The organism is Nocardioides sp. BP30, from assembly GCF_029873215.1.
Taxonomy (GTDB): Bacteria; Actinomycetota; Actinomycetes; order Propionibacteriales; family Nocardioidaceae; genus Nocardioides.
In genome coordinates this window covers 994,780-1,019,789 of record NZ_CP123620.1, presented here as the reverse complement: position 1 = coordinate 1,019,789, position 25,010 = coordinate 994,780, and the positions used below count along the sequence as shown (strand labels likewise).

Here is a 25,010-nt window from a genome sequence, read left to right as displayed (position 1 = left end):
CGACCGGTGTCGCGGGCTAGCCTCGATGCCATGCGTCTGCCGCAGCCGCTCCGCACCCCGGTCCCCCTGATCAGCGCACCGATGGCCGGCCCCGGCGGTGGCCGGCTCGCCCACGCCGTCTCCCGCGCGGGTGGCCTGGGCACCTTCGGCGTCAACGACTCGCGCACCCCCGAGTGGATCCGCGCCGAGGCCGAGGTCGCCGGTGCCGCTGGCACGCCGTACGGCGTCGGCCTGGCCGCCTGGGCCCTGGAGAAGCACGCCGAGCAGCTGGACGCCGTGATCGACCTGCGCCCGACGCTGGTCTCGGTCAGCTTCGGCGACTACGCCCCGGCGATCGAGCGGCTGCGCGAGGCGGAGATCCTCACCGCCACCCAGATCGGCTCGCTGGACGACCTCGAGAGGGCGATCGACGCCGGCGTCGACGTGATCGTCGCGCGCGGCGGCGAGGGCGGTGGTCACGGCCGCAACGTGATGGCGACGCTGCCGCTGCTGCAGCTGGTGCTCGATCGCACCGAGCTGCCCGTCTACGCGGCCGGTGGCATCCTCAACCACCGCGGACTCGCCGCCGTACTGGCCGCCGGGGCGGCAGGAGCCTGGGTCGGCACCGCGTTCCTGGGCACCAGCGAGACGGCTTCGACGGGTGCCGCCAAGGAGGCGCTGTTCGCTGCGGACAGCACCGGATACGGCCGGGTCTTCGACGAGGCGCAGGAGGTCGACTGGCCCCGGGAGTACGGCGGCAGGTCGATCGCCAACCGGTTCTTCGAGGAGTGGGTGGGTCGCGAGGAGGACCTCGACGAGTCGGCGCGCACCCGGTTCCGTGCCGCTGTCTCGGGGCAGGACTACTCGGTGGCGCATCTCTACGCCGGCGAGGGCGTGGCGGCGCTGACCCACGAGGTCAGCGCGGCCGACGTGGTGGCGGAGTTCGCGCGAGCGGTGCAGCCACCGGCCTGATGGATCGCCTAGCTCGACTCCCGCTCCACCAGGTGCGTCGGCAGCACCCGCGCCCGAGGCGTGTCCTCCCCGTTGATCAGGTCGAGCAGGAGAGCGACCATCTCCCGGCCCATCGCCTCGGCCGACTGGTGCACCGACGTCAGCCGCGGATGGGTCGACAGCGCCAGCCGCGAGTCGTCGAAGCCCACGACTGACACGTCCTCCGGCACCCGCCGACCCGCCTCGCGCAGCACGCCGAGCGCCCCCGCCGCCATCGGGTCGTTGGCGCAGAAGACCGCATCCAGGTCGGGACGGCGCTCCAGCAGCGCCCGCATGGCGGCCTCGCCGGACTGCTGGGAGAAGTCGCCCACCCCGACCAGCTCCTCGGCCGGCTCGATCCCGGCAGCCTCCAGCGCCGCCCGGAAGGCGCGCAGCCGGACCCGGCCGACCTCCATGTCGAGCGGTCCGGTGATCGTGGCGATCCGCCGCCGACCGCGTGCCAGCAGATGCCCGACGGCCAGCCTCGCACCCATCTCGTTGTCGTTGTCCACGTAGCCGAGTCCCGGCCCGGGGCGGGTGCCCCCGCCGATCACCACCGGCACGCCATGCTCGGCGATCCGGCCGGCGAGGGTGTCGTCGTCGTGCAGCGACAGCAGCAGGACGCCGTCGACGTGCTGCTGGGTCAGGTAGTCGGTGAGGGTGTCGGTGCGGTCGGCGGGGGCCAGCAGCAGGACGAGCTGGCGGTCGCTGGCCGTCAGCGCCGTACCGATGCCCCGCACCACGCCGGCGAAGAACGGCTCACCGAAGACCCGCTCCTCCGACTCCGCGATCACCAGGGCGACGGCGTCGGTGCGCTGGCTGGCCAGCGATCGGGCGGCGCGGTTGGGCACGTAGCCGAGCTCGGCGATCGCCTCCTCGACGGCCCGCCGCGCGCGAGCGGACACGCGGGCCCCGCCGTTGATCACCCGCGAGGCGGTGCCACGGCCGACGCCGGCCAGCGACGCGACGTCCTCCAGGGTGGGACGGCGGGTGGCGCTGCGCGGCATGGCCGCCAGATTAGGCCATCAGGTCGGCGTCGGCGCCCGATGACCGAACGGCACCTGGTCGCGTACGCCGAGCGCGGCCAGCACCGAGGGCAGCATCGCCTTGGCGGTGCGCTTGTAGCCGACCGCGCTGGGGTGGAAGCGGTCGAGGCTGAACATCTCGTCGGGGTTGGTGATGAAGAAGGGCCCGACGACGTCCGCGAGCGAGACCACGTAGGCGCCGGCGCCGTGTGCCGCCTGGGCCTGGGCGCTGGCGAGCTGGCGCGACGCCCGAGCTCCCAGCGAGCGCAGGGGCTGTGGCAGGGCCCGGAGCGCGCTGAGGTCGGGGCAGGTGCCGACCACGACGGCGGCCCCACGCACCCGCAGTGCCTCGATGCTCTCGGTGAGGTGCTTGACCGAGTCGGCGATCGGCACCCGATGGGTCACGTCGTTGCCGCCGACGACGATCACCGCCACGTCCGGCCGGTACGACGGCAGCAACGACATCAGCTGCTCGGGCAGCATCCACGACTCGCTGCCCACCTTGGCGGCGGTGGTCAGCCGTACGGCGCGACGGGTCTTCTTCGCGATGCCCTTGGCCAGCCGGGCGCCGAGCGTGCCGTCGGCATCCTCCGCCCCCAGCCCGGCAGCGATCGAGTCGCCGAGGAGCAGCAGCTCGACGGGGTCGCCGTAGGACTTCTTGTAGACCTTGTCGGCGAACGGCGCCACCTCGCCGAACGGCTTGCCGATGATGGCGCGTGCGTGCGCCGCCTGGCGCTTGAGCAGCACCACGAAGCCGGCGCCGAGCGCCGCCCCCACCGCTCCCACGGCGCCGGCGACACCGGCACCGACGGCGATCCGGCCGAGTTGGCGTGCTTCCTCACGGGTCATGCGTTGCTTGTAGCCGGTCGAGGTGAACGGATGTTCAACGCGGCGGTACGGCACTGCCCGCGTTGCGCATCCGTTCAGCGACCCGCTGCCTACGGAACGGGTGAGAGCCAGGCATCGACGTCGGACCGGGTGCCGGCGCGCCCTCAGGCCTGCGAGAGGCCGGCCGCCTCGAAGGCGTCGTACGACGCCTTGATCGTGGCCCGCGGGCCGACGATCCCGCTGACCGCGTCGAGCGTCTTCAGGCCGTGCCCGGTGTTGATGATGACCGTCTCCAGCGACGGGTCGAGCTGACCGGTCTCGATCAGCTTCCGGGTCACCGCGAGGGTGGTGCCACCGGCGGTCTCGGTGAAGATGCCCTCGGTGCGGGCGAGCAGCACGATCGCCTGCCGGATCTCCTCGTCCGAGACCTCCTCGACGGCTCCACCCGTGCGGCGCGCGGAGTCGAGCACGTAGATGCCGTCGGCCGGGTTGCCGATGGCCAGCGACTTGGCGATCGTGTCCGGCTTGACCGGGCGGATGGCGTCGACGCCGGACTTGAAGGCGGTCGCCACCGGGTTGCAGCCCTGCGCCTGGGCGCCGAAGATCTTGTAGGGCTTGTCCTCGACCAGGCCGAGCTTGATCAGCTCGCCGAACGCCTTGTCGACCTTGGTGAGCTGTGAACCCGAGGCGACCGGGATCACGATCTGGTCCGGCAGCCGCCAGCCGAGCTGCTCGGCGATCTCGAAGCCCAGCGTCTTGGAGCCCTCGGCGTAGAAGGGACGCACGTTGACGTTGACGAACGCCCAGCCCTCCTCCTCCGCCGCGATCTCCTGGGCCAGCTTGTTCACGTCGTCGTAGTTGCCGTCGACGGCCACCAGGTTGTCGGTGAAGATCGCCGAGTTGACCTGCTTGGGCTGCTCGAGGTCGCTCGGGATGAAGACGACCGTCTTGATGCCGGCTCTGGCACCGGCCGCCGCCACGGCGTTCGCCAGGTTGCCGGTGGAGGGACAGGCGAACACCTTGGCACCGAGCTCGCGGGCGGCGCTGAGGGCGCACGCCACCACCCTGTCCTTGAAGGAGTTGGTGGGGTTGGTGCTGTCGTCCTTGACCCAGAGCCTGGTCAGCCCGAGCTCGCGGGCGAGGTTCCTCGCCTCGAGCAGCCGGGTGAAGCCGGGCTCGGTGTTGGGGCTCTCCTCGATGTCCGCCGGGACCGGGAGCAGCGCCTTGTAGCGCCAGATGTTGCGCGGGCCGGCCTCGATCTCGGCGCGGGTGACCGCCGGGAAGTCGTAGGCGACCTCAAGCGGTCCGAAGCACTCCGGACAGGCGTAGTGCGGGCCGAGGTCGATGCGGTGACCGCACTCGCGGCACGACAGGGCGGTGGCGTTGCCGAACGCTCCCTCGCGCAGCGTCGTGCCGGAGGCACCGTGCTCGATGGTGTTGGCGCTCATGAGTCCTCCTCCTCATCTTCCCCGGTCGCGCCTCTCGCGCCGGGCCGGAATTAGCACCGCACCGCGGCCTGCCCGCGGGGCGGGAGGAGGATCGCGATCGGTTGCCGGGACTTCGCTGGGCCGTTCCCTCAGTCCCTCTCGATGAGCAAGAGCGATGCTACGGGAGCGGCGGCGCCAGCACCGAACCGGATGTCCACATCTCGGTCAATCCGTCCACCATGCGGACATCCGCACGTCGTACGGCGCCTTCAGCCCGCGTCGGCGGTGAGCTGGCGCAGGAGGTCGAGCACGCCGTCAGGACCCTTGACCACCACGTCCGCCAGCGGTGTCAGCGCGCTCTCCTCCGACGAGGCGGAGCAGACCTTCAGCGTGCTCAGCCCCTCGTTCTGCCAGGCGGTGAGCGCCTCGAACGCCTCGACGTCGCCGAGGTCGTCGCCGGCGAACAGGATGGCCTTCGCCCCCAGCGTGTCCACCAGCCGGTCGACGACCAGGCCCTTGTCCATCCCGGGCGAGCGCACCTCGATCACCTGCTTGCCCGGCTCGACGGCGAGATCGTGGGCCTCGGCCGCCTCGCGCAGCGGCTCGAGCAGGCGCTCGAAGGCACCCTGGGCGTCAGCCAGGCGGCGCGTGTGCACGGCGACCGCCAGGCCCTTCTCCTCGACGTAGGCGTCCGCGGCGTCGTGCCGCCGCAGGATCCGGGGCAGCTCGCGCAGGAAGGTCGCCAGCCCGACCGGCGGGCGGGGCCCGACGATGGCGCGATGGCTGGAGTTCCAGTGCTCGTTGCCGTACTGGCCGTAGACCAGCAGCTCCGTGCCGGTCGCGGCGAGCGCGTCGGCCACCTCCTCCAGGCCACCGAGCGCCAGCACCTGGCGTGCGGGCCGGCCGGTGACCACGGCGATCGCCTTCACCTTCGGCGCCAGCCCGGTCAGCACGGCACCGGCCTCGGGGTGGATGTGCGCCTGGGCCGGGTCCTCGACGATCGGCGAGAGCGTGCCGTCGAAGTCGAGCGCCACCACCGCCTGCGAGGCGAGCGCCGCGAGGGCGGCGTACTTCTGCTCAGCTCGGGCCGACGCGAAGTCCATGGCACTAGCCTGGCACGAGTCCGGTGAACGCCGTGCACAGCCCCGGCGGCCGAACGACGAACGGACGCAGCAGACCCGCTCGGGCCGATCCGAGCCCGACTCAGCCCGGCTCAGCCCGGCTCAGCCCAGCGGGGCCGTCAGGATGACGGTGAGCCGGTCCATCTTCATCGGGTCGATGGCCGGTGCGGTGCGATGGATGCCGAGGTCGAGGGCGAGCTGCTTGCCCGCCGCCTTGAGCCGCTGCGGGTAGTAGACGGTGGTCGCCGGGATCGAGCCGTACCAGTTGTCCGTGCCGACCACGTTCCAGCCGACCTTGGTCGCCTTCGTGCTCACGGTGGCGGCCAGACCCTTGACGCGCGAGTTGTTGAAGACCTCGACGTACACCTTGCCGCGCTTGACCGTCTTCGCCTTCGTGGCCGGGGCGGTGCTCGCGGCACTGCTGGGAGAGGGGGTGCTCGAGGCCGGCGCCGACACGTGGGCGCTCGGCACGATCCTCTGCTCGCTGTCGTCGTGGCCCCGGGTCACGACGAAGGCGACGAGGGCCATCGCGACGGCGACGATGCTGAGCAGCACGACCGGGGACGGCAGCGCGATCCCGCGCTGGTCGCGCATCCACAGGCGGCTCATCTCAGACCTCGAATCCGAGCCGGCGCGCCGAGCGCTGCCGCTGACGGGCCGCGCGCAGCCGACGGAGCCGGCGCACCAGCAGTGGGTCGGCCGCCAGCGCCTCCGGGCGATCGATGAGCGCGTTGAGCACCTGGTAGTACCGCGTCGAGGACATGTCGAACTTCTCCCGGACGGCGGCCTCCTTCGCGCCGGCGTACTTCCACCACTGGCGCTCGAAGGCGAGGATCTCCTGGTCCCGCTCGCTCAGGCCCGGCGCGTCGCTCGCGTCCTCCTCGGGCAGCGCGTTGGCGACCATCGATCATCCTCCCAGGCTCGGTGCTCGTCTCCAGACGATCACTCACTGTAGACGAGGAATGACACGGGTGTGATTCGCTTGCCCGGCGTGGCGGCAATCCTGGTACTACCGTGGCTCCTGTGACCGACGAGGTAATTCGCTGGGGCATCCTGGCCACCGGCAAGATCGCCCACGCCTTCGCACGCGACCTGATGCTGGTGCCCGACGCCGAGCTCGTGGCCGTCGGATCGCGCCGGCGGGAGGCGGCGGAGGCGTTCGCCGCGCAGTACGGCGCGAGCATCACGGCCCACGGCTCCTACGAGGACCTGGTCGCCGACCCGGCCGTGGACGTCGTCTACATCGCGACCCCGCACGCGTTCCACCGGGACAACGCCCGGCTGGCCTTCGAGGCCGGCAAGCACGTGCTGTGCGAGAAGCCGCTGACGCTCTCGCTCGCCGACTCCGAGGCGATGATCGCCGAGGCGCGCCGGCACGGCCGGTTCCTGATGGAGGCGATGTGGACGGCATGCCACCCCGGGGTGCGCGCGCTGCGCAGGCGCCTGGCGGCCGGCGAGTTCGGCACGCCCGGCCACCTGCACGCCGAGCTCGGCTTCGTGGTGCAGGCCGCCGACGACGACCGGATGCTCGACGCCGACCTCGGTGCCGGCGCCCTGCTCGACATGGGCATCTACCCGCTCACCTTCGCCCACCTGATGCTGGGCGAGGCAGCGGCGCTGACCGCACAGGCGGACCTGCGAACCACCCGCGGCACCGTCAGCGGGGACGAGGCCGCCATCGACATGGCGATCGCGATGACCGGCTCCTACCCCGGGGGCGCGCTGGCCACGATGCACGCCTCGATGCGCTCGTGGACGACCAGCTCGGCAGCGATCGCGACCGACCTCGGACGCATCGACGTCCCCGAGTTCCACCACCCCACCCGGATCACCTTCACCCCCAAGGCGACGATGGCCGACTGGACGGCCGCGGCGGCTCCGGCCGAGCCGATCGAGATCGAGCCCGACGAGCCGATCATCGGCGCCGGGTACGGCAACGAGGCCGCGGAGGTCGGCCGGTGCCTGCGCGCGGGCCTGCTCGAGTCGTCGCTGGTGCCTCATGCCCAGACGTTGACGCTGATGCGTCAGATGGAGGAGATCCGGCGCCGGACGGGCATCCGATACCCCGGCGAGTGAGGTCCGGGCGAACTGCCAAGACCTGCCGGACGCCGGATGGGTGTCGTCATGACACCCCACCAGGCAGAATGACAGGCGTGACCCCTGAGCTTGCCGAGATCAGCCGCACCATCGAGCCCGCCGAGCTCGGCAAGCGCCTCCGCCTCGCGCGCGTCGCGGCGGGCATGACCCAGACCGACCTCGCCGGGGGTGAGGTCACGGCAGCGTACATCTCGCGCATCGAGGCCGGCGCCCGTCGCCCGGAGTCGGGACTGCTGGAGCGGATGGCCGGACGGCTGAACGTGCCGCTGGAGCATCTCCTCCTGGGAGTGAGCGTCGATCAGCAGCGCGAGATCGAGCTGGCGTTGGACTACGCCGAGCTCGCCGCCGCCTCCGGCGATGCCGCCGGCGCCCTCCAACAGGCCGAGGCGGTGCTCGCCAGCCTGACCGAGACCTCGCCGCGGGTGCTGCGGCGCCGTGGCGAGCACGTGCGCGCCCTCGCACTGGAGTCGGTGGGCCGGGTCGACGAGGCGATCATCGCCCTGGAGGACCTCACCGCCAGCCCGTCCGCGGACCCCGTCTGGCTTCGCGAGCTGATCGCGCTGAGCCGCTGCTACCGGGAGAGCGGCGAGTTCTCCCGCGCCATCGCGGTCGGCGAGCGGGCAGGCGAGACCATCGTCAAGCTAGGACTCGAGGGCCTGACCGAGGCCATCCAGCTGACGGTCACGGTCGCGGCGGCGTACATGCAGAGCGGCGACAACGAGCACGCCAAGCGGATGTGCCTGCGAGCGATCTCTGCGGCCGAGCGGTACGGCTCGCCGATCGCCCAGGCGTCGGGCTACTGGAACGCCAGCCTGATCGAGTCGCGCAACGGCGATCACGTCGCCGCCCTGGGCCTGGCGAAGAAGGCGATCGCGCTCTTCGAGCTCGGGGAGGACTCCCGCAACCTCGGCAGACTGCGTGCTCAGATCGCCTCGATGGAGCTGCGGGCAACGCCGCCGGACATCGAGGCGGCCCGGATCGGCCTGGAACAGGCGGCGCGCGAGATGGAGTGGTCGGCAGCGGGGCCGGTCGACGTGGCCGGATTGCACCTCGTCCAGGCACGGGCCGAGCTGCTCGCCGGCGACATCGCGGCTGCGCGCGAGCACATCACCGCCAGCACCGACCTGGCGCGCGAGCTGGCGCCGACCATCCACGCGGAGGCGTTGGTCATGCACGGCCGGATCGCGGCCGCCGACGGCGCGATGCAGGAGGCACGGGGTCACTACCAGCAGGCGGTGGCGGTGCTCACCGCCGTCGGTGCCGACCGACAGGCCGCACAGCTGTGGTTCGAGCTCGGTGCGCTGCTGCGCGAAGCGGGCGATACCGATGCGGCAATGGACGCCTTCCAGCGCGCGAGCATCTCCACCGGCCTGTTCGCGCCCAACACGATGGTCAGCCAGCCCACGGCCTGAGCTCACGATCACCGCTCACGCGGGCGCCGGCACCCTCGGCGCCCGCGTGCGCATTTCAGCAGCAGGCGAAGTCGTGGCCGGCCTGGAGGGTGGCGTGCTCGGGGGTCGCCGCGGCGGCGGTGACTCCGCCGACGGCGAGCAGGGCGGCGAGGGCGACGAGAGCGAGCTTCTTGGTGCGGGACATGACGATTCCTCCTTGGTGGGAGCGCGGGTTGCGCGGAGGAGTCGTAACATTTTGTTATGTCGTGACATCGTAAAAATGCCTGGATGTGTCACAGGCCTCAGGGTAGTGCGCCGCATCGCGGCCGACCGGAGGGTCGCGGAGCGCACAGAACGCAAGTGGCGGAGCCCGATCCCCCACACGGATCGGGCTCCGCCTCATGAGTGCCGCCCCCACGACGGCAGATGAAGAGCCGAGAGGGCTCTCCGGACGTGCCTCAGCACTGAGTCCTAGAGTAACTAAAAATGTCCGCCGTGGCTACAGCTTTCGCCGGTGATGCCTCCGGAACCGACACGACGTCGAGGACTGCCCGGTGCCGTGACGGGTAACTGATCCCGGCTATGGTCGACAACATGCAGGCCGATCTCGTCATCGTTGCCAACCGTCTCCCCGTTGACCGGGTCGAGCTGGCCGATGGGACCCGGACCTGGCGACGCTCACCCGGCGGCCTCGTCACCGCCCTCGAACCCGTGCTCCGCGCCAACGACGGCGTGTGGATCGGCTGGCCGGGCGGCACCGAGCAGGATCTTGCGCCGCTGGAGGACGACGGCATGCGCCTGCTGCCGATGTCGATGACCCCCGAGGAGATCGAGGGCCACTACGAGGGCTTCTCGAACGCCACGATCTGGCCGCTGTACCACGACCTGGTCGCCAAGCCGGCCTTCCACCGGGAGTGGTGGGACTCCTACCGCGACGTCAACAGGCGCTTCGCCGAGAAGGCCGCCGAGGTCGCCGCCGAGGGCGGCACGGTGTGGATCCAGGACTACCAGCTCCAGCTCGTGCCCGAGATGCTGCGCGAGCTCCGCCCCGACCTGCGCATCGGGTTCTACCTGCACATCCCGTTCCCGCCGGCCGAGCTCTTCCAGCAGCTGCCCTGGCGCCGGCAGATCCTGGAGGGCCTGCTCGGCGCCGACCTGGTCGGCTTCCAGCTGCCGGGCGCCGCCCAGAACTTCATCCGGCTCGTGCGCCAGCGGGTGGGGCACAAGACCCACCGCGACCTGGTCTACCTGCCCGACGGGCGCACCGTGAAGGCCGCTGCCTTCCCGATCTCCATCGACGCGGCCGGCTTCGAGGAGCTGGCGCGCTCGGAGAGCGTCAACGCCCGGGCCAAGGAGATCCGCGAGGCACTCGGCAATCCGCGCAAGATCTTCCTGGGGGTCGATCGCCTCGACTACACCAAGGGGATCTACGCCCGGCTGCGCGCGTTCTCCGAGCTGATGCGCGATGACCACATCGACGTCGACGACGCGGTCTTCGTCCAGGTGGCGGTGCCCTCCCGCGAGCGCGTCGAGCAGTACCGCGTGCTGCGCGACGAGATCGACCGGCTGGTGGGCCGGATCAACGGCGACCTCGGTCGGATCGGGCGGCCGGCGGTGTCCTACCTGCACTCCTCCTACCCGCGCGAGGAGATGGCCGCGCTCTACCGCGCCGCCGACGTGATGGTCGTGACGCCGTACCGCGACGGGATGAACCTGGTGTGCAAGGAGTACGTCGCCTGCCGGTACGAGAACGACGGCGCCCTGGTCCTCTCCGAGTTCGCGGGGGCGGCCGACGAGCTGCGCCAGGCGTGGCTGGTCAATCCCTACGACCTCAACGGGATGAAGTCAGCGCTGCTGGAGGCGTACCAGGCCGATCACCGCGAGCAGACCCGCCGCATGAAGGCGATGCGCAAGACGGTCGCCACCAACGACATCGACGCCTGGGCCAGCTCGTTCCTGACCGAGATGGCGAACGTGCCGGCCGAGCACGGCAAGCAGGTCAGGCCGCTCACCGAGGCGTGAGTCCGAGGCGTGAGTCCGAGGCCTGGGTCCCGAGGCCGGGTCGACGTTTCCTGAACAGAACCTTGCCCTGAGCAGCGCCCAGGCAGCAGAGTGGAGCGCTCACGTCCACTCGACCCTGAGGATCCCCCGTGACCGAACCGTCCCCTCCGCCGTCCGAGCCGACCACCGGCTTCGACCTCAACCGCGTCCAGGCCGACCTCCGGTCGGCCGGCCGGATCCCGCTCTCGCTCGCGGCGATCGGCCTGCTCACCCTGATCTGGTCCTTCCTGCCCTACTACACCGTGACCTTCAGCAGCGCGGCCGGCTTCGGCGGGGTGAGCGGCTCGGGAAGCGCGTGGCACGGATTCTTCGGCTGGGCCGGCGCCCTGCTGGCGCTCGCCGGTGGGGCGGTCGCGATCCTGCCCGCCCTGCGGGTGCGTGTGACGGTGCCGCCCGTGACGGTCCTGGCGTTGTTCGGCGTCGGCTTCGTCTGCACCCTGATGGCCCTCTTCATCTGGCCGGGCGACAAGGTGAGCATGCAGGGCCTCGACTACGGCCACGGCGCCGGCTACTGGCTGGCGCTGCTCTTCACGCTCGCCGGCACCGCGATCGCGGCGTACGACGTGCGCCAGCGCGCCTGACCCCGGTCCCGGCACCGGGTGATCCCGGGCGCGCGCCCGGGCTCATCCGGGTCGGACGGCTCCTCAGCCCAGGGCCGGGATCACCTGCTGCTCGAAGAGCTCGATGCTCGAGCGGTCGTAGGCAGCGTCCGCGAAGTAGGTGATGGCATAGGTCATGCCGAGGCCGCCGAGCTTCTCGAGCCGCTCCACGATCTGCTCCGGCGTGCCGATCAGGCCCTGGTCGGCGGTACGGCGGGCGTGCTCGGCACCGGCCGCCTCGCCCAGCGAGGCGCGCAGGTGGTCGGCGTACCAGGCGACCTTGTCCTCGACCTCGCGCTCGGTCTCGCCGATGAACACGTTGTAGTTGGCCGAGCGGGTGATCTCGCCGACGTCGCGACCGAGCGCCGCGCAGTGCTCGGCGAGGATGGCCGACTTGGCGGCGAAGCCCTCGTCGTCACCGGCGAAGTTGGTGTAGTCGGCGTACTGCGCGGCGATCTTGAGGGTGACCTTCTCGCCGCCCCCGGCGATCCACAGCGGGATGCCGGAGCGGCCCTGCTGGATCGGCAGCGGCTGACAGATCGCACCGTCGACCTGGTAGTACTTCCCCTGCAGGGAGGAGACGCCCTGGGTCCAGGCCTGCTGGAAGATCTGCACCCCTTCGCGCAGCATGCCGAGGCGGTCGCGCGCCTCGGGGAAGCCGTAGCCGTAGGCCCGCCACTCGTGCTCGTACCACCCCGCGCCGATGCCCATCTCGATCCGGCCGCCGGAGACGTGGTCGACCGTCGCGGCGACCTTGGCCAGGTAGGCCGGGTTGCGGTAGCTCATGCACGTGCACATCTGGCCGAGCCGGATCCGGTCGGTGGCGGCGGCGAAGGCGCTCATCAAGGTCCATGCCTCGTGGGTGGCCTGGTCGGAGGGCTGCGGCGTGGTGTGGAAGTGGTCGTAGACCCAGGCCGACTCCCAGGCGGTGCCCTGGTCGGCGTGGACCACCAGGTCGCGCATCGTCGACCACTGCCGGGATGGCTCGATGCCGACGAGGTCGAAGCGCCAACCCTGCGGGATGAAGAGACCGAACTTCATGGACATGCTCCTTGCACTGGTGCACCCGGGATTCCTCGGCAACGCTAACGTGCCACCCGTGAGCGGACTGCGCGGGCTGGTCGAGCGGGGGCTGATGGCGGCGGACTGGGCCGAGGCCCTGGTACCCGTCGAGGAGCGGATCATCGCGATGGGCGCGTTCCTGCGCGAGGAGCTGGCCAAGGGCAGGCCCTACCTGCCCGAGGGCGACCGCGTGTTCGCGGCGTTCCGGCGGCCGCTCGCCGACGTACGGGTGTTGGTGGTCGGTCAGGATCCGTATCCGACCCCCGGCCACCCCATCGGTCTGTCCTTCGCGGTGGAGAGGCACGTCCGCCCGCTGCCCGCGTCGCTGCGCAACATCTACGCCGAGCTCGGCTCGGACCTCGGCCTGACGCCGCCGGAGCACGGTGACCTGACGGCCTGGTCGATGCGCGGCGTCATGCTGCTCAACCGCTCGCTCACCGTCCGCCCCGGCGCGCCCGCGTCGCACTCGGGCAGGGGCTGGGAGGCGGTGACCGGGCGTGCGATCTCCGCTCTGGTCGAGCGCGGAGGTCCGCTGGTCGCGGTGCTGTGGGGACGGCACGCGCAGTCACTCAAGCCGGTGCTCGGCCAGGTCCCGTACGTCGAGTCCGCCCACCCCTCGCCCCTGTCCGCGCACCGCGGCTTCTTCGGGTCGCGGCCGTTCTCGCGCGTCAACGAGCTGCTGGTGGCCCAGGGCGCCCCACCGATGGACTGGACGGTGCCCTCGGAATAGATTTAATCCTCAACTAGCTGAGGAGAGTCATGAACACCCGGATGCCCGCTCTGTACATCGGCCACGGAGCGCCGCCCCTGCTCGATGACCCGGTCTGGTCGGGCCAGCTCGCCGCCTGGGCGGCCGACCTGCCGCGCCCGCGGGCCATCCTGATCGTCTCGGCGCACTGGGAGTCAGCCCCGGTCATGCTCAGCGCTTCCGCCGCGCCGCTGGTCTACGACTTCGGCGGCTTCGACGAGAAGTACTACCGGATGACCTACCAGACTCCCGACGCCTCCTGGCTCGCCCGACGGGTCACGGCGATGATGCCTGCCACCGAACCGGTCCACCAGCACACCACCCGCGGCCTCGACCACGGCGCCTGGGTGCCGCTGCGGATCATGTACCCGGCGGCCGACATCCCGGTGCTCCAGATGTCGCTGCCCACCCAGGACCCGACCCGGCTGCTGGCGTTGGGCGAGCGGCTGCGACCGCTGCGCGACGAGGGTGTGCTGATCATCGGCTCCGGCTTCCTCACCCACGGCCTGCCGTTCCTGACCTCGTGGCGGATCGACGCCCAGGCGCCCGGCTGGTCGGCCGATTTCGACGCGTGGGCGGGCGAGGCGCTCGCGCGCGGCGACGTCGACTCGCTGGCGGACTTCCGCCACCAGGCACCCGGCATGCCCTACGCGCACCCGACCGTGGAGCACTACACCCCGCTGTTCGTCACCCTCGGCGCGGCCACCACGCCCGACGAGCCCGGCATCCAGGTGATCGACGGGTTCTGGATGGGCCTGTCGAAGCGGTCGCTCCAGGTCGCTTGACGCCGAGACGTCACGTTTGGCGGGTCGAGTGTCCGGCCGACCGGTCACTCGACCCGCGGAAGGTGACGCCTCGGCCTAGGGGGCGGTGATCTCGTCCAGGTCGACCAGGTCCTGCTCGGTCGGCTCCCAGCGCAGCGCCGCCGCGTTGGCCCGCACCTGATCGCCGCTGGTCGCGCCGGAGATCACCGAGGAGACGCCCGGCTGCGCCGCCAGACCGGCGATGGCCACATCGAGCGGGCTGAGGTCGCGCTCGGCGGCGTAGGCCTCGAAGGCCTCGATGGTGTCCCAGTCGGCGTTCTCCAGCCACTGCCCCCGGCCCTGCTCGTGGGCGAACCGGCTGCCCGCGGGCGGCTCCTGACCGCGCCGGTACTTCCCGGTCAGCAGGCCCGCCTCGAGGGGGAAGAACGGGAGCACGCCGACACCGAAGTGCTCGGCGGCCGGGACGACCTCCTCCTCGATGTCGCGGGTCAGCAGCGAGTACTGGTTCTGGATCGAGACGAACCGCTCCAGGCCTGCGGTCCGGGCGGTCCAATCCGCGTCCGCGAGCTGCCAGGCGGAGAAGTTCGAGCAGCCCAGGTAGCCGATCTTCCCCTCGTGGACCAGGTCGGTCAGGACGGCGAGCGTCTCCTCGATCGGCGTGATCGGGTCCGGCCGGTGCAGCTGGTAGAGATCGATGTGGTCGGTCTGCAGCCGCCGCAGCGATCCCTCCACGGCCCGGCGGACGTAGCGACGAGCGCCACGAGCGCCGAAGTCCTCGCCGTACTCGCCGCCCATCGCCATGCCGAACTTGGTCGCCACCACGAAGTGCTCGCGCTGACCCTGCAGTGCCTCGCCGAGCAGGCTCTCGCTGGCTCCGGCACCCCCGTAGATGTCGGCGGTGTCGAGCAGCGTGACGCCCGTGTCGCGGGCAGCGCGGAGGATGTCGCGCACCCCGTCGAGATCGACCCGGCGGCCGAAGGCGTTGCAGCCGATCCCGACGGCGCTGACCATCAGTCCGGAGTCGCCCAGGGGCCGATAGGCCATCGCATCGCTCATGTCAGGCACGATACCGACCATGCAGATCCTCTCGATCCAGTCCCAGGTGGCGTTCGGGTACGTCGGCAACTCCGCCGCCGTCTTCCCGCTCCAGCGGCTGGGACACGAGGTCTGGCCCGTGCTCACGGTGAACTTCTCCAACCACACCGGGTACGGCGAGTGGCGCGGTCCGGTGCAGGATCCGACCGACGTCGCGGCGGTGATCGAGGGGATCTCGGACCGGGGCGCCCTGCCGGGGATCTCCGCCGTCCTGTCGGGCTACCAGGGCGACCCCGCCGTCGGTGGCGTCGTGCTGGACGCCGTGGCGCGGGTGAAGGCGGCGAACCCGCAGGCGATCTACTGCTGCGACCCGGTGATGGGCGACGTCGGCCGGGGCATGTTCGTCCGACCGGGGATCCCGGAGTTCATGCGCGACCGGGTGGTGCCCGCGGCGGACGTGATCACCCCCAACCACTTCGAGCTCGACTTCCTCGCCGGGGTGGAGCCCACGACGAGCGTCGATGCCGTGCTGGCCGCCGTGGAGCGCGTCCGGGCGACCGGACCGCGCAACGTGCTGGTCACCTCGGTGGTGACAGCGGAGCCGGACACGCTGTCCCTGGTCGCCGTCGACGACAGCGGCGCCTGGCGCGTCACCACCCCGCGCCTGCCGATCACGCCGAACGGCGGCGGCGACGTGACGGCGGCCGTCTACCTCGCGCACCTGCTCGGCAGCGGCTCGACGGCGACGGCGCTGGAGCGGACGGCGAACACCATGTTCGCGATCCTCGAGCGCACGCTGGAGTCGGGCCGGCGCGAGCTCGAACTGGTCGGGTCCCAGGAGGACATCGCCCACCCACCGGCCCGGTTCGAGGCGGTCCGGCTGCGCTGACCCGGGGCCGCCGGCCACCGGCTCACGGGAGCGCGTCGAGCCAGGCCAGGATGTGGGTCTGAGCCTGCCGAGCCGCCACCGGGTCGTAGTCCTCGGTGCTGTCGTCGAGGAAGAGGTGGCCGCTACCGGAGTAGTCGATCAGTCGGCCGCCCGGCACCCGATCGCGGAAGCCGGCGTCCTCCGAGAGCTCCCGCCACGGGTCCTCGATGGTCTGGTGCGCGACGGCGGGCAGGCCCTCGGGCCACTCGGTCTCGAACCAGCGCGGATCGGGGGCACCGAAGAGGTAGAGCATCGCCCGCGCGCTACCGGGCCGATGCTTGAGCGCCAGCCAGGTCGCGTAGCCGCAGCCCATCGACATGCCGGCGTAGACCAGTCCGGCCGTCGGCAGTCCCGCCTCCGCCGCGGCGGCGCGGCGGCTCAGCACCTCGTCGCCGAGGGCGCGCATGTGCGCAACGCCCGCCTCGGTGTCGGAGAAGAGGCGACCCTCGTAGAGGTCGGGCGTGTGCACGGTGTGGCCCGCCTCGCGGAGGGTGTCGGCGAAGTGGTGCACACCGTCGGTCAACCCGCGGGCGTGGTGGAGCAGCAGGATCTCGGCCATACCGACAACAACGCCACAGGTGCGGCGCGCTGGCAAGTGGCTGGGGCTCGGCGCTTCGCTGCGCGAGACCTCACCAGCACCTGTACGGCGCCGAGCGGTCCGTCGATCCTCTGTGGAGCCGGTGACAGGAATCGAACCCGCGACCCTCTTATTACAAGTAAGACGCTCTACCAACTGAGCTACACCGGCATGCCGCCCCAGCGGCGCGCCAATACTAGACACCACCCGCTTAGATGGCTGCATGAGCCTGCTTGCCGAGCCGCACCACGACGGATCGCCGCTGTACGTCGACAAGCCCTCGCCGACCCTGGGCGAGCTGGTCACCGTCCGCCTGCGCGTCGCAGCCGACGACCCGGCGCAGCGCGTCTGGGTGCGCACGACGTACGACGCGGAGCCCACCTACCACGAGTGCGAGCGCATCGAACCGACCTGGTGGCAGGGCACCATCCCGGTGCACAACCCGGTGACGCACTACCGCTTCCTCATCGAGGACAGCGACGGCGACCAGCGCTGGACGACCGCCAACGGCACCGTGGCACACGACCCGTCGGACACCTTCGACTTCAGGCTCAGCGCGCATGCGCCGGCGCCGCAATGGTCGACCCGCACGGTCGTCTACCAGATCTTCCCGGACCGCTTCGCGCGCAGCGCCGCCGCCGACGACCGGCCGACGCCGCCGTGGGCCAAGCCACAGCCGTGGGACAGCCTGCCCGCCTACGAACCGACCGACGACCGGACCTGGCTCGGCTTCTACGGCGGCGACCTGGACGGCATCGTCGACCACCTCGACCACATCGAGCGGGTGGGCGCCACCACCGTCTACCTCACGCCGGTCTTCCCCGGCGAGAGCAACCACCGCTACAACGCCTCCACCTTCGACCGCATCGACCCGCTGCTCGGCGGCGACGAGGCCTATGCCCGACTCTCGGCGGCGGTGCACGACCGCGGCTGGCACCTGCTCGGCGACCTGACCGCCAACCACACCGGCGACACCCACGAGTGGTTCCGGCAGGCGCTGGAGGGCGGCGCCACCCGGGACTGGTACTTCTTCGGGCACGACGGCTCCTACGAGTGCTGGATGGGCCACGAGACGCTGCCGAAGCTCGACCACACCCGGGCCGACATGCGCCGAGCGATGACCGAGGGCCCTGACTCCACTGTCGCGCGTTGGCTGCGGCCGCCGTACTCCCTGGACGGGTGGCGGATCGACGTGGCCAACATGAGCGGGCGGCTCGGCGCCACCGACGTCAACCACGACGTGGCCCGCACGATCCGCGACACCGCCACGGTGCTCAACCCCGAGGCCTGGGTGATCGGCGAGCACAACCACGACGCCAGCGGCGACATCGACGGGGACGGCTGGCACGGCACGATGAACTACTCCGGCTTCTCCTGGCCGATCTGGTCCTGGCTGCGGGCCGAGCGGAACGACGCGCGGCCCTTCGGGCGTCCGATCCCCGTGGCCCGCCGGGGCGGGGAGCTGGTGATGCGGGAGTTGCGCGAGTGGCGCGCCCGCTACGGCTGGCGGGCGGCCCAGCAGTCCTGGAACATCCTGTCCTCGCACGACTCAGCGCGCATCCGCACCCTGGTGGTCGACCCGGCGGTGCACCGGGTGGCAGCCGGCCTGCAGTTCACCCTGCCGGGCGTGCCGATGGTCTTCGCCGGCGACGAGATCGGCCTGGAGGGTGTCCTCGGCGAGGACGGGCGTCGGCCGATGCCGTGGGCGCAGCAGGAGGCCTGGGACACCACCACTCTCGACGTGTACGGCGCCCTGGCCCGGCTGCGCCGCGAGCACCCGGCCCTGATCGACGGCGGCCTGCGCTGGGCGTACGCCGACGACGAGGCGCTGGCCTACCTGCGCGAACACCCCGACGGCTCGCTGCTCGTGGTGGCCCGGCGCAGCGCCGGTGAGGACCCGGTGGCGGGGATCGAGGGCCTCGACGGCGAGGTGCTGCTCGCCACCGGCACGAGGGACGGCGCCTGGCTGGAGATCCGCGCGGTCTAGGCGATCGTCGGGGTAGTCCGGGGCGGAAATCAGGGGTCCGCCGACCACAGGCATGATTTCCGCCCCGGACTATCCCCGCACCTCACCCCGACCAGCACGCCCTAGGGTTGTTCCCATGGCCCTGCGCATCGTCGCCAGCCGCCCCGATCCTGCGATCGTGGGGCTGCCCTGGTCGACGCCGTTGGAGGAGTGGCCGACCGACGTCGTCGTACCGCTCGCGCGCGGCCTGTCGCGGCATGTGGTCCGGATCGTGCGCCTGGGGACGCGGATCTACGCGGTCAAGGAGACCCAGGAGCCGATCGCGTTCCGGGAGTACACCACGCTGCGCGACCTGCAGCGGCTCGGCCTGCCCGCCGTGGTGCCGCAGGGCGTCGTCACCGGCCGGACCGACGCCGACGGCAACGAGCTGCCCGCGGCCCTGCTCACCGAGCACCTGCGCTTCTCGTTGCCCTACCGCAGCCTGTTCGAGCACGGCCTCACCGCCGATCATCTGCCGGCCATCATCGACGCGCTCGTCGTCCTCCTCGTCCGGCTGCACCTCGCCGACTTCTACTGGGGCGACGTGTCGCTGTCGAACGTGCTGTTCCGGCGCGATGCCGGCGGCTTCGCCGCCTACCTGGTCGACGCCGAGACCGGCGAGCTCAAGCCCTCCCTCTCCGACCGGCTGCGCGCCTACGACCTCGAGGTCGCCCGGGAGAACGTGTACGCCGAGATCCTCGACGTACAAGCCAGCGGAGCACTGCCCGAGGACTTCCCCGTCGACGCGGTGGTCGAGCGGCTCCGCACCCGCTACGAGGCGCTGTGGGAGGAGCTCACCGCCGAGACGCACTTCCCGGCCGAGGAGATGTGGCGCATCGAGCAGCGCATCGAGCGTCTCAACGACCTGGGCTTCGACGTCGAGGAGCTCGACATCGTCACCGACTACGACGGCGACACGGTCCTGCTGCGGCCGCGGGTGGTCGAGCTCGGCCACCACCAGCGCACCCTGCGCGGTCTCACCGGCATCCAGGCCGAGGACGCCCAGGCGCGGCGGATGCTCAACGACATCGCCGCCTACACCGCCTCACGCGACCTGGGTGGGCTCCCCCGCGAGGTCGTGGCCCAGCGCTGGCTCCAGGAGATCTACGAGCCGATCGTGGCGATGATCCCCGCCTCCGCCACCGGCAAGCTGGAGCCGGCGGAGGTCTTCCACGAGATCCTGGTACATCGTTGGTTCCTCTCCGAGCGCGCCGGTCACAGCGTCAAGTTGCTCGACGCGGCGCGTGACTACATCGGTGCGGTCCTTCCCGCGCGCCCTGACGAGGCGCTGACCGCCCCGGCAGACTAGGTCGAGACGTCACCTTTCGCGAGCCGAATGGTCACTTTCGGCGGGTCGAATGGCCATTCGGGCCGCAAAAAGCCGACCTCTCGAGCCACACAGACTGACGTCTCGACCGGAACAGGCTGACGGGTCAACGGTTGGCGCGTGCCTGGGCTACCGCGTAGAGCGTCACCGAGGCGGCCACCCCGGCGTTGAGCGACTCGACGGCGTTGGCCATCGGGATCGACACGATCCGGTCGCAGGTCTGGGTGACGAGCCGGGCCAGTCCCCCACCCTCGGCGCCGACGACGACCACCAGCGGGCCGTCGGCCACCTGGGCGACGTCGGTCAGCTCCAGATCGCCGTCCATGTCCAGGCCGATGACCTGGCAGCCCGCGTCCTGGTACTCCTTGAGCACCCGGCTCACGTTGACCACCTGCGCCACCGGGATCCGGGCCGCGGCACCGGCCGAGGTCTTCCACGCGGCGGCCGTCATGCCGGCCGCACGCCGCTCCGGGATCACCACGCCGTGCGCCCCGAACGCCGCCGCCGAGCGCACGATCGCACCCAGGTTGCGGGGGTCGGTGACGTGGTCGAGTACGACGATCAACGCGTCCTCGCCGGCCTCGTCCGCGCGGTCCAGCAGGTCCGCGGGGTGGGCGTACTCGTAGGCCGGCACGCGCGCAGCGAGGCCCTGGTGCCCGTTGAAGCCGGTCAGCCGGTCGAGCTCGGGCTTGGGCACCTCGAGCAGGCCGATGCCGAGGTCGGCGGCCAGCTGGAACGCCTCGCGCAGCCGGCCGTCGCGCTCGGCGCCCTCGGCGACGTAGACCGCGTTGACCGGCACGCCCTCGCGCAGCGCCTCCACGACCGCGTTGCGACCGATGATCCACTCGGCGTCGCCCGAGCCGCGCTTGCGCTGCGGGCCACCACCCTTCCCCGAGCGCCTGCTCGCCGAGCGGTCGGCGAGCTCGGCGGCACGGTAGGCCTTGTGATAGGGCCGCTCGGCCGCCTTCGGCGTGGGGCCCTTGCCCTCCAGCCCGCGCCGGCGCTGACCGCCGGATCCGACGGTCGCGCCCTTCTTGTTGCTCTTCTGGATCGCGCCTCGGCGCTGGGAGTTGCCAGCCATCAGGAAAGGCTCCACTTCGGTCCGTCGGGGGTGTCTTCCAGGTCGATCCCGGCCGCCTTGAGCTGGTCGCGGATCTCGTCGGCGCGGGCCCAGTCCTTGGCCGCCCGGGCTGCCGCACGCTGCTCCAGCAGCCCGGCGACGAGGGCACCGACGGCGTCGAGGGCCCTGTCGTCGCCGGCAGCGGTCCCGCCCCAGGCGGGATCGGACGGATTCAGGCCGAGGATGTCGAGCATGAGCACCACCTCGCCGAGGCTGCGCGCCACGCCCTCGAGGTCCTCCTCGCCGATGAGCCGGTTGCCCTCGCGGACGTGGTCGAAGAGCACCGCCACAGCGGCCGGCGTGCCGAGGTCGTCGTCCATCGCCTCGCTGAACGCCGCCGGCAGGGTCGCGACCCGGCCGCGAGCCTCACCCAGGGCGTCGGCGGCTCGCTCCAGGAACCCCTCGATCCGGCGGAAGCCGGCGGCGGCCTCCGCCAGCGCCTCGAAGCTGAACTCCACGTGCGAGCGGTAGTGCGCCGCGATCAGGTAGTACCGCAGCTCGATGCCGCGGAACCGCTCGAGCACCGCCGGGATGGTCAGCGAGTTGCCCAGCGACTTCGACATCTTCTCGCCGGCGGTGGTGATCCACGCGTTGTGCATCCAGTACGTCGAGAACGGGCGGCCGGCAGCCCGGGCCTGGGCCTGCTCGTTCTCGTGATGCGGGAAGCGCAGGTCCAGGCCGCCGCCGTGGATGTCGAAGGCGTCGCCGAGGTACTTCCCGGCCATCGCGGTGCACTCGATGTGCCAGCCCGGACGGCCGCGACCCCACGGCGCGGGCCAGGACGCGGTCGAGGGCTCGGAGTCCTTGTGGCCCTTCCACAGCGCGAAGTCGCGCGGGTCGCGCTTGCCGCGCGGGTCCGCGTCGGTAGCGGCCTCCATGTCGTCGACGGCCTGGCCGGTGAGCTCGCCGTACGCCTTCCACGAGCGTACGTCGAAGTAGACGTCTCCCGAGCCGTCGGCGGCTGGGTAGGCGTGCCCTCGCTCGATCAGGGCCGCGATCAGCTCCACCATCTCGGGGATGTGGCCGGTCGCGGCCGGCTCGTAGGTCGGCGGGGCGACGTTGAGGGCGGCGTAGGCCTTCGACAGCTCGCGGTGCATGTCGTAGGCGAGGTTGTACCAGGGCCGGCCCTGGTCCTGCGCCTTGATCAGGATCTTGTCGTCGATGTCGGTGACGTTGCGGATGAACGTGGTCTCGTAGCCGAGGTGGCGCAGCCATCGCTGCAGCACGTCGAAGTTGACGCCGCTGCGGACGTGGCCGACGTGCGGCTCGGACTGGACCGTCAGACCGCAGACATAGAGCGAAGCCCTGCCCTCGACGAGAGGCACGAAGTCACGCACTTCGCGGGTCGCGCTGTCATAGATCCGGAACGTCACCTGCTGAGTCTAGAGAGAGTGCGCGGGCTATCGGAAACGTCGAAGCCCCGACGCTCCGCTCGGGGGGACGGCGGAGCGCCGGGGCCTCGGGTCGCGGCTCAGCTCCCGGTGTGGAAGCCGAAGTCGAGCGTGTCGCCCAGATCCGCCGAGAGGCTGCCGCTCACCAGCCCGAGTACGTCGGCGGTGACACCCAGGTCGGTGCTGAGGTCGACGTGCAGCTGGGCATCGCGCGGCAGCGCCGCCACCGGAACCGTGAAGGTGACCGAGCCGTCGTCGTCGAGGGTCGCCGCGCTGCCGGCGGCCAGGTCACCACTGCCCGTGAGCGTGGCCGTGGCGTCGTAGACGGTCGCACCGCCACTGGCCTCCACGGCGAGGTCGAACGTCTCGGTGGCACGCACGTCGGCGAGGGTGCCGACGGCGAGGTCCTGCTCGCCGGTGAAGTCAGTCGAGGTGTCGACGGTGATCTCGACGTCGTCGCCGTCGCGGATGAGCGTCGCACGGGTGAGATCGGCGTCGCCGCTCAACGTGTCCTCGGTGTCCACCGCGCGACGAGCCGGGCTGCGCAGTGCCCGCAGCAGCGGGCCGGTGCCGGTGACGTCGCCGGTGGGATCGGTGACCACCGAGCGTGCCGCGGCGCCGCTCGCCTGGACGGTGGCGTGCGGTCCGGTGGCGACCCACGCCTTGTGCTTCTTCTTCGCCTGCCGGGTCTTGGCGTGCTTCTTGGCGTGCTTCTTGGTGTGCTTCGTGGTGTGCTGATGGGCCGGGTGGGCAGCCGCATCGGCGGCGCCCGTTCCGGCCACGAGCAGCGCCCCGGCCACGACCACTGCCGCGCAGAGGCGACCGAGCCGCGCGACCTGCTCACGGGCGAGCTCACGGCTCGGTTCGGAGGACGGCTCGAAGGAGCCTGGGACTGGAGGGAGGGAGCGTTTCATAACTCCTTCGTCGTCCCGACACAGCCGGTTCTGATGACCCGGGCGTGTGCTGAATCACACCCGTAACCACCGCCCGGCCGGGTCGTTGTCAACGTCCGCTCAGGAGACCTCGAAGTCCACCCGGTGCCAGCCGGAGGCACCGTCGGGAACCACGTCGCGACGTACGGCCGTCTGCACCTCGCCGGTGCTGCTCACCGCACGGACCTGCGCCTCGTGCGATCCGCTCGCGAGCGGTACGTCGATGCGCCACTGCACCCAGGTCTCGTCGTCGGGCACCCGGCCGAGCGTCGCCCTCTGCCAGGCCCCGCCGTCGACCGACACCTCAACGGCGTCGATGCCGGTCTCCTGCTGCCAGGCGACACCTGCGATCGTCGAGGTGCCCGCCGGCACCACATCGCCCGAGGCGGGCCGGTCGATCCGGCTGGCGAGCTTGACCGGCCCCTTGGCCGACCACCCCAGCGGGATCCAGTATCCGACCGCCTCGTCCATGGTGGTGACCTTGAGGTCGACCACCCACTTGCAGGCGCTGACGTAGCCGTAGAGCCCCGGTACGACCGTGCGCACCGGGAAGCCGTGGTCGATCGGCAGCGGCGCACCGTTCATGGCGACCGCGAGCATGGCGTTGCGGCCGTCCTGCAGCGCCGAGAGCGGCGTGCCGCAGGTCCAGCCGTCGGCGCTGGTCTGCAGGACCGCGTCCGCGCCGCTCTTGACGCCTGCCTCGGCGAGCAGCGAGCGCAGCAGCACGCCGCTCCACCAGGCGTTGCCGATCAGGTCGCCGCCCACCGGGTTGGAGACGCAGTTCAGCGTGATCCAGGCCTGGGTGCGCTGTCGCGCGAGCAGATCGTCCAGGGAGAGGTCGAGCTCGCGCTCGACCATGCCGTGGATCCGCACCCGCCACGTCGCGGGGTCCAGCGCCGGCGGTGAGACGGAGGTGTCGATCCGGTAGAACGCCGAGGTCGGCGTCGCCCACGGCAGCGCGAGCCCGAGGTCGGCTCCGGCCGGCACCACCGGCGCGGTGACGCCGGTGAGCCGCAGCTTCGAGCGAGCGGCCTCGACGGCGCGCCGCCCCCGTCCGACGTACGGCGCGAAGGCGCCCACGGCGACCGCGGCCACCGAGACCAGACCGAGTCGCAGCACCGCCCGCCTGCCCTCGGGCGGGTCGTAGCGCAGCGGCTCGGTCAGCAGTCCGTAGACCCCCACCCAGGTGAGCAGCCCGACCATCACCGCCACCTGGCCGTGACCGCCCTCGGCGCGCTCGTCGGCGACGGCCAGCCCGCCCACCACGGCGAGCGCCACGAACCCGAGGACGGGCACCCACCACCAGCGCCGTCCGGCGGCACCGAGCAGCACGAAGAGCACCGCCGGCAGCGCGACGATGATGCCGACCAGGACCGGCTTGTCGCGGTGGCCCAGGTGCTTGATCGCCGTCTCCACCAGGTGGCCCGGCGTGTGCCGGATGACCCATTCGGCGACGGCGACCACCGGCCAGGCGCGCACGTGCAGGGCGTTGGAGGCGAACCAGCTGGTGGCGAGGCCCGAGCCACCCGCGACCAGGCCGGCCGCGGGCCAGGCCCACCGGGGCCCTCGGGAAGCGGACTGCGTCACGGGCTCCAGTGTGCCT

Annotated in this window: 24 protein-coding genes, 1 tRNA gene and 1 riboswitch; of the genes, 10 read left to right on the top strand and 15 right to left on the bottom strand. The window is 71.6% G+C overall.

The genetic code is table 11. From position 1 onward, the window contains the following. The first annotated feature begins 30 nt into the window (after nucleotides 1-30). Complete coding sequence (locus P5P86_RS04725) at nucleotides 31-951, top strand: NAD(P)H-dependent flavin oxidoreductase (RefSeq protein WP_280610137.1); 921 nt, start codon at nucleotides 31-33, stop codon at nucleotides 949-951. A gap of 8 nt (nucleotides 952-959) precedes the next feature. Here the strand turns inward: P5P86_RS04725 and P5P86_RS04720 are convergent, their stop codons facing one another. The 6 genes from P5P86_RS04720 to napA form a co-directional block, all read right to left on the bottom strand. Next, complete coding sequence (locus tag P5P86_RS04720; protein ID WP_280610136.1) at nucleotides 960-1,976, bottom strand: LacI family DNA-binding transcriptional regulator; 1,017 nt, start codon at nucleotides 1,974-1,976, stop codon at nucleotides 960-962. A gap of 18 nt (nucleotides 1,977-1,994) precedes the next feature. Then, on the bottom strand, nucleotides 1,995-2,843 hold the full coding sequence (locus tag P5P86_RS04715) for an SGNH/GDSL hydrolase family protein (protein WP_280610135.1): 849 nt from the start codon (nucleotides 2,841-2,843) through the stop codon (nucleotides 1,995-1,997). Between the two features lie 143 nt (nucleotides 2,844-2,986). Then, nucleotides 2,987-4,270 carry a threonine synthase gene (thrC, locus tag P5P86_RS04710; protein WP_280610134.1) on the bottom strand — a complete coding sequence of 428 codons (1,284 nt, stop codon included), beginning with the start codon at nucleotides 4,268-4,270 and terminating at the stop codon, nucleotides 2,987-2,989. A gap of 9 nt (nucleotides 4,271-4,279) precedes the next feature. Beyond that, nucleotides 4,280-4,418: riboswitch (SAM riboswitch) on the bottom strand. 100 nt (nucleotides 4,419-4,518) lie between these two features. Then, entirely contained in the window at nucleotides 4,519-5,352 is an 834-nt protein-coding gene (gene otsB, locus P5P86_RS04705; RefSeq protein WP_280610133.1) for a trehalose-phosphatase, read from the bottom strand. Nucleotides 5,353-5,472: 120 nt separating this feature from the next. Then, nucleotides 5,473-5,979: a LytR C-terminal domain-containing protein gene (locus tag P5P86_RS04700; protein WP_280610132.1), complete on the bottom strand. Its 507-nt coding sequence runs from the start codon at nucleotides 5,977-5,979 to the stop codon at nucleotides 5,473-5,475. Nucleotide 5,980: 1 nt separating this feature from the next. Beyond that, nucleotides 5,981-6,274: a nucleoid-associated protein NapA gene (gene napA / locus P5P86_RS04695; RefSeq protein ID WP_280610130.1), complete on the bottom strand. Its 294-nt coding sequence runs from the start codon at nucleotides 6,272-6,274 to the stop codon at nucleotides 5,981-5,983. Nucleotides 6,275-6,384: 110 nt separating this feature from the next. On the opposite strand from napA, the gene P5P86_RS04690 reads away from it, so the two are divergent. Continuing rightward, nucleotides 6,385-7,446 carry a Gfo/Idh/MocA family protein gene (locus P5P86_RS04690; protein ID WP_280610129.1) on the top strand — a complete coding sequence of 354 codons (1,062 nt, stop codon included), beginning with the start codon at nucleotides 6,385-6,387 and terminating at the stop codon, nucleotides 7,444-7,446. Nucleotides 7,447-7,523: 77 nt separating this feature from the next. Continuing rightward, complete coding sequence (locus P5P86_RS04685) at nucleotides 7,524-8,879, top strand: tetratricopeptide repeat protein (protein ID WP_280610128.1); 1,356 nt, start codon at nucleotides 7,524-7,526, stop codon at nucleotides 8,877-8,879. A 55-nt stretch (nucleotides 8,880-8,934) separates the two neighbouring features. On the opposite strand, the gene P5P86_RS04680 is transcribed toward P5P86_RS04685, so the two are convergent. Further along, complete coding sequence (locus P5P86_RS04680) at nucleotides 8,935-9,063, bottom strand: hypothetical protein (protein ID WP_280610127.1); 129 nt, start codon at nucleotides 9,061-9,063, stop codon at nucleotides 8,935-8,937. Nucleotides 9,064-9,452: 389 nt separating this feature from the next. Here P5P86_RS04680 and P5P86_RS04675 point away from each other — a divergent pair, with 389 nt between their 5' ends. Beyond that, nucleotides 9,453-10,880, top strand: a complete 1,428-nt coding sequence (locus tag P5P86_RS04675) for an alpha,alpha-trehalose-phosphate synthase (UDP-forming) (protein WP_446724921.1) — start codon at nucleotides 9,453-9,455, stop codon at nucleotides 10,878-10,880. Nucleotides 10,881-11,008: 128 nt separating this feature from the next. Further along, nucleotides 11,009-11,500, top strand: a complete 492-nt coding sequence (locus P5P86_RS04670; RefSeq protein WP_280610125.1) for a hypothetical protein — start codon at nucleotides 11,009-11,011, stop codon at nucleotides 11,498-11,500. Between the two features lie 63 nt (nucleotides 11,501-11,563). Here the strand turns inward: P5P86_RS04670 and P5P86_RS04665 are convergent, their stop codons facing one another. Continuing rightward, nucleotides 11,564-12,559, bottom strand: a complete 996-nt coding sequence (locus P5P86_RS04665) for an LLM class F420-dependent oxidoreductase (RefSeq protein WP_280610124.1) — start codon at nucleotides 12,557-12,559, stop codon at nucleotides 11,564-11,566. 94 nt (nucleotides 12,560-12,653) lie between these two features. Between P5P86_RS04665 and P5P86_RS04660 the strand changes: the two genes are divergently transcribed. Then, a complete protein-coding gene (locus P5P86_RS04660; protein WP_280611210.1) occupies nucleotides 12,654-13,310 on the top strand; it encodes a uracil-DNA glycosylase in 657 nt (218 codons plus the stop codon). A gap of 41 nt (nucleotides 13,311-13,351) precedes the next feature. Beyond that, nucleotides 13,352-14,113, top strand: a complete 762-nt coding sequence (locus tag P5P86_RS04655; protein WP_280610123.1) for a dioxygenase family protein — start codon at nucleotides 13,352-13,354, stop codon at nucleotides 14,111-14,113. A gap of 75 nt (nucleotides 14,114-14,188) precedes the next feature. Here P5P86_RS04655 and P5P86_RS04650 read toward each other — a convergent pair whose 3' ends face one another. Next, nucleotides 14,189-15,148: an aldo/keto reductase gene (locus tag P5P86_RS04650; RefSeq protein ID WP_280610122.1), complete on the bottom strand. Its 960-nt coding sequence runs from the start codon at nucleotides 15,146-15,148 to the stop codon at nucleotides 14,189-14,191. A gap of 19 nt (nucleotides 15,149-15,167) precedes the next feature. Here P5P86_RS04650 and pdxY point away from each other — a divergent pair, with 19 nt between their 5' ends. Further along, on the top strand, nucleotides 15,168-16,016 hold the full coding sequence (gene pdxY / locus P5P86_RS04645) for a pyridoxal kinase PdxY (protein WP_280610121.1): 849 nt from the start codon (nucleotides 15,168-15,170) through the stop codon (nucleotides 16,014-16,016). 22 nt (nucleotides 16,017-16,038) lie between these two features. Here pdxY and P5P86_RS04640 read toward each other — a convergent pair whose 3' ends face one another. Together P5P86_RS04640 and P5P86_RS04635 are read right to left on the bottom strand one after the other, a co-directional pair. Beyond that, entirely contained in the window at nucleotides 16,039-16,614 is a 576-nt protein-coding gene (locus P5P86_RS04640; RefSeq protein ID WP_280610120.1) for a dienelactone hydrolase family protein, read from the bottom strand. Between the two features lie 113 nt (nucleotides 16,615-16,727). Further along, nucleotides 16,728-16,803: transfer RNA gene (locus P5P86_RS04635), tRNA-Thr, on the bottom strand. A gap of 52 nt (nucleotides 16,804-16,855) precedes the next feature. Here P5P86_RS04635 and P5P86_RS04630 point away from each other — a divergent pair. Continuing rightward, entirely contained in the window at nucleotides 16,856-18,619 is a 1,764-nt protein-coding gene (locus tag P5P86_RS04630) for a glycoside hydrolase family 13 protein (RefSeq protein ID WP_280610119.1), read from the top strand. 115 nt (nucleotides 18,620-18,734) lie between these two features. Then, nucleotides 18,735-19,946 carry a DUF4032 domain-containing protein gene (locus P5P86_RS04625; RefSeq protein ID WP_280610118.1) on the top strand — a complete coding sequence of 404 codons (1,212 nt, stop codon included), beginning with the start codon at nucleotides 18,735-18,737 and terminating at the stop codon, nucleotides 19,944-19,946. A gap of 124 nt (nucleotides 19,947-20,070) precedes the next feature. On the opposite strand, the gene rlmB is transcribed toward P5P86_RS04625, so the two are convergent. The 4 genes from rlmB to P5P86_RS04605 all read right to left on the bottom strand — a co-directional run bounded on the left by rlmB (nucleotide 20,071) and on the right by P5P86_RS04605 (nucleotide 24,994). Further along, the gene (gene rlmB / locus P5P86_RS04620) at nucleotides 20,071-21,045 is read right to left on the bottom strand and encodes a 23S rRNA (guanosine(2251)-2'-O)-methyltransferase RlmB (RefSeq protein ID WP_280610117.1); all 975 of its coding nucleotides are present in this window, start codon (nucleotides 21,043-21,045) and stop codon (nucleotides 20,071-20,073) included. Further along, nucleotides 21,045-22,457, bottom strand: a complete 1,413-nt coding sequence (gene cysS, locus P5P86_RS04615; protein WP_280610116.1) for a cysteine--tRNA ligase — start codon at nucleotides 22,455-22,457, stop codon at nucleotides 21,045-21,047. Before cysS ends, rlmB begins: the two co-directional genes overlap by 1 nt. Before the next feature lie 98 nt (nucleotides 22,458-22,555). After that, nucleotides 22,556-23,389: a hypothetical protein gene (locus P5P86_RS04610; RefSeq protein WP_280610115.1), complete on the bottom strand. Its 834-nt coding sequence runs from the start codon at nucleotides 23,387-23,389 to the stop codon at nucleotides 22,556-22,558. A gap of 99 nt (nucleotides 23,390-23,488) precedes the next feature. Next, the gene (locus tag P5P86_RS04605) at nucleotides 23,489-24,994 is read right to left on the bottom strand and encodes a molybdopterin-dependent oxidoreductase (RefSeq protein ID WP_280610114.1); all 1,506 of its coding nucleotides are present in this window, start codon (nucleotides 24,992-24,994) and stop codon (nucleotides 23,489-23,491) included. Between the last annotated feature and the right edge of the window lie 16 nt (nucleotides 24,995-25,010).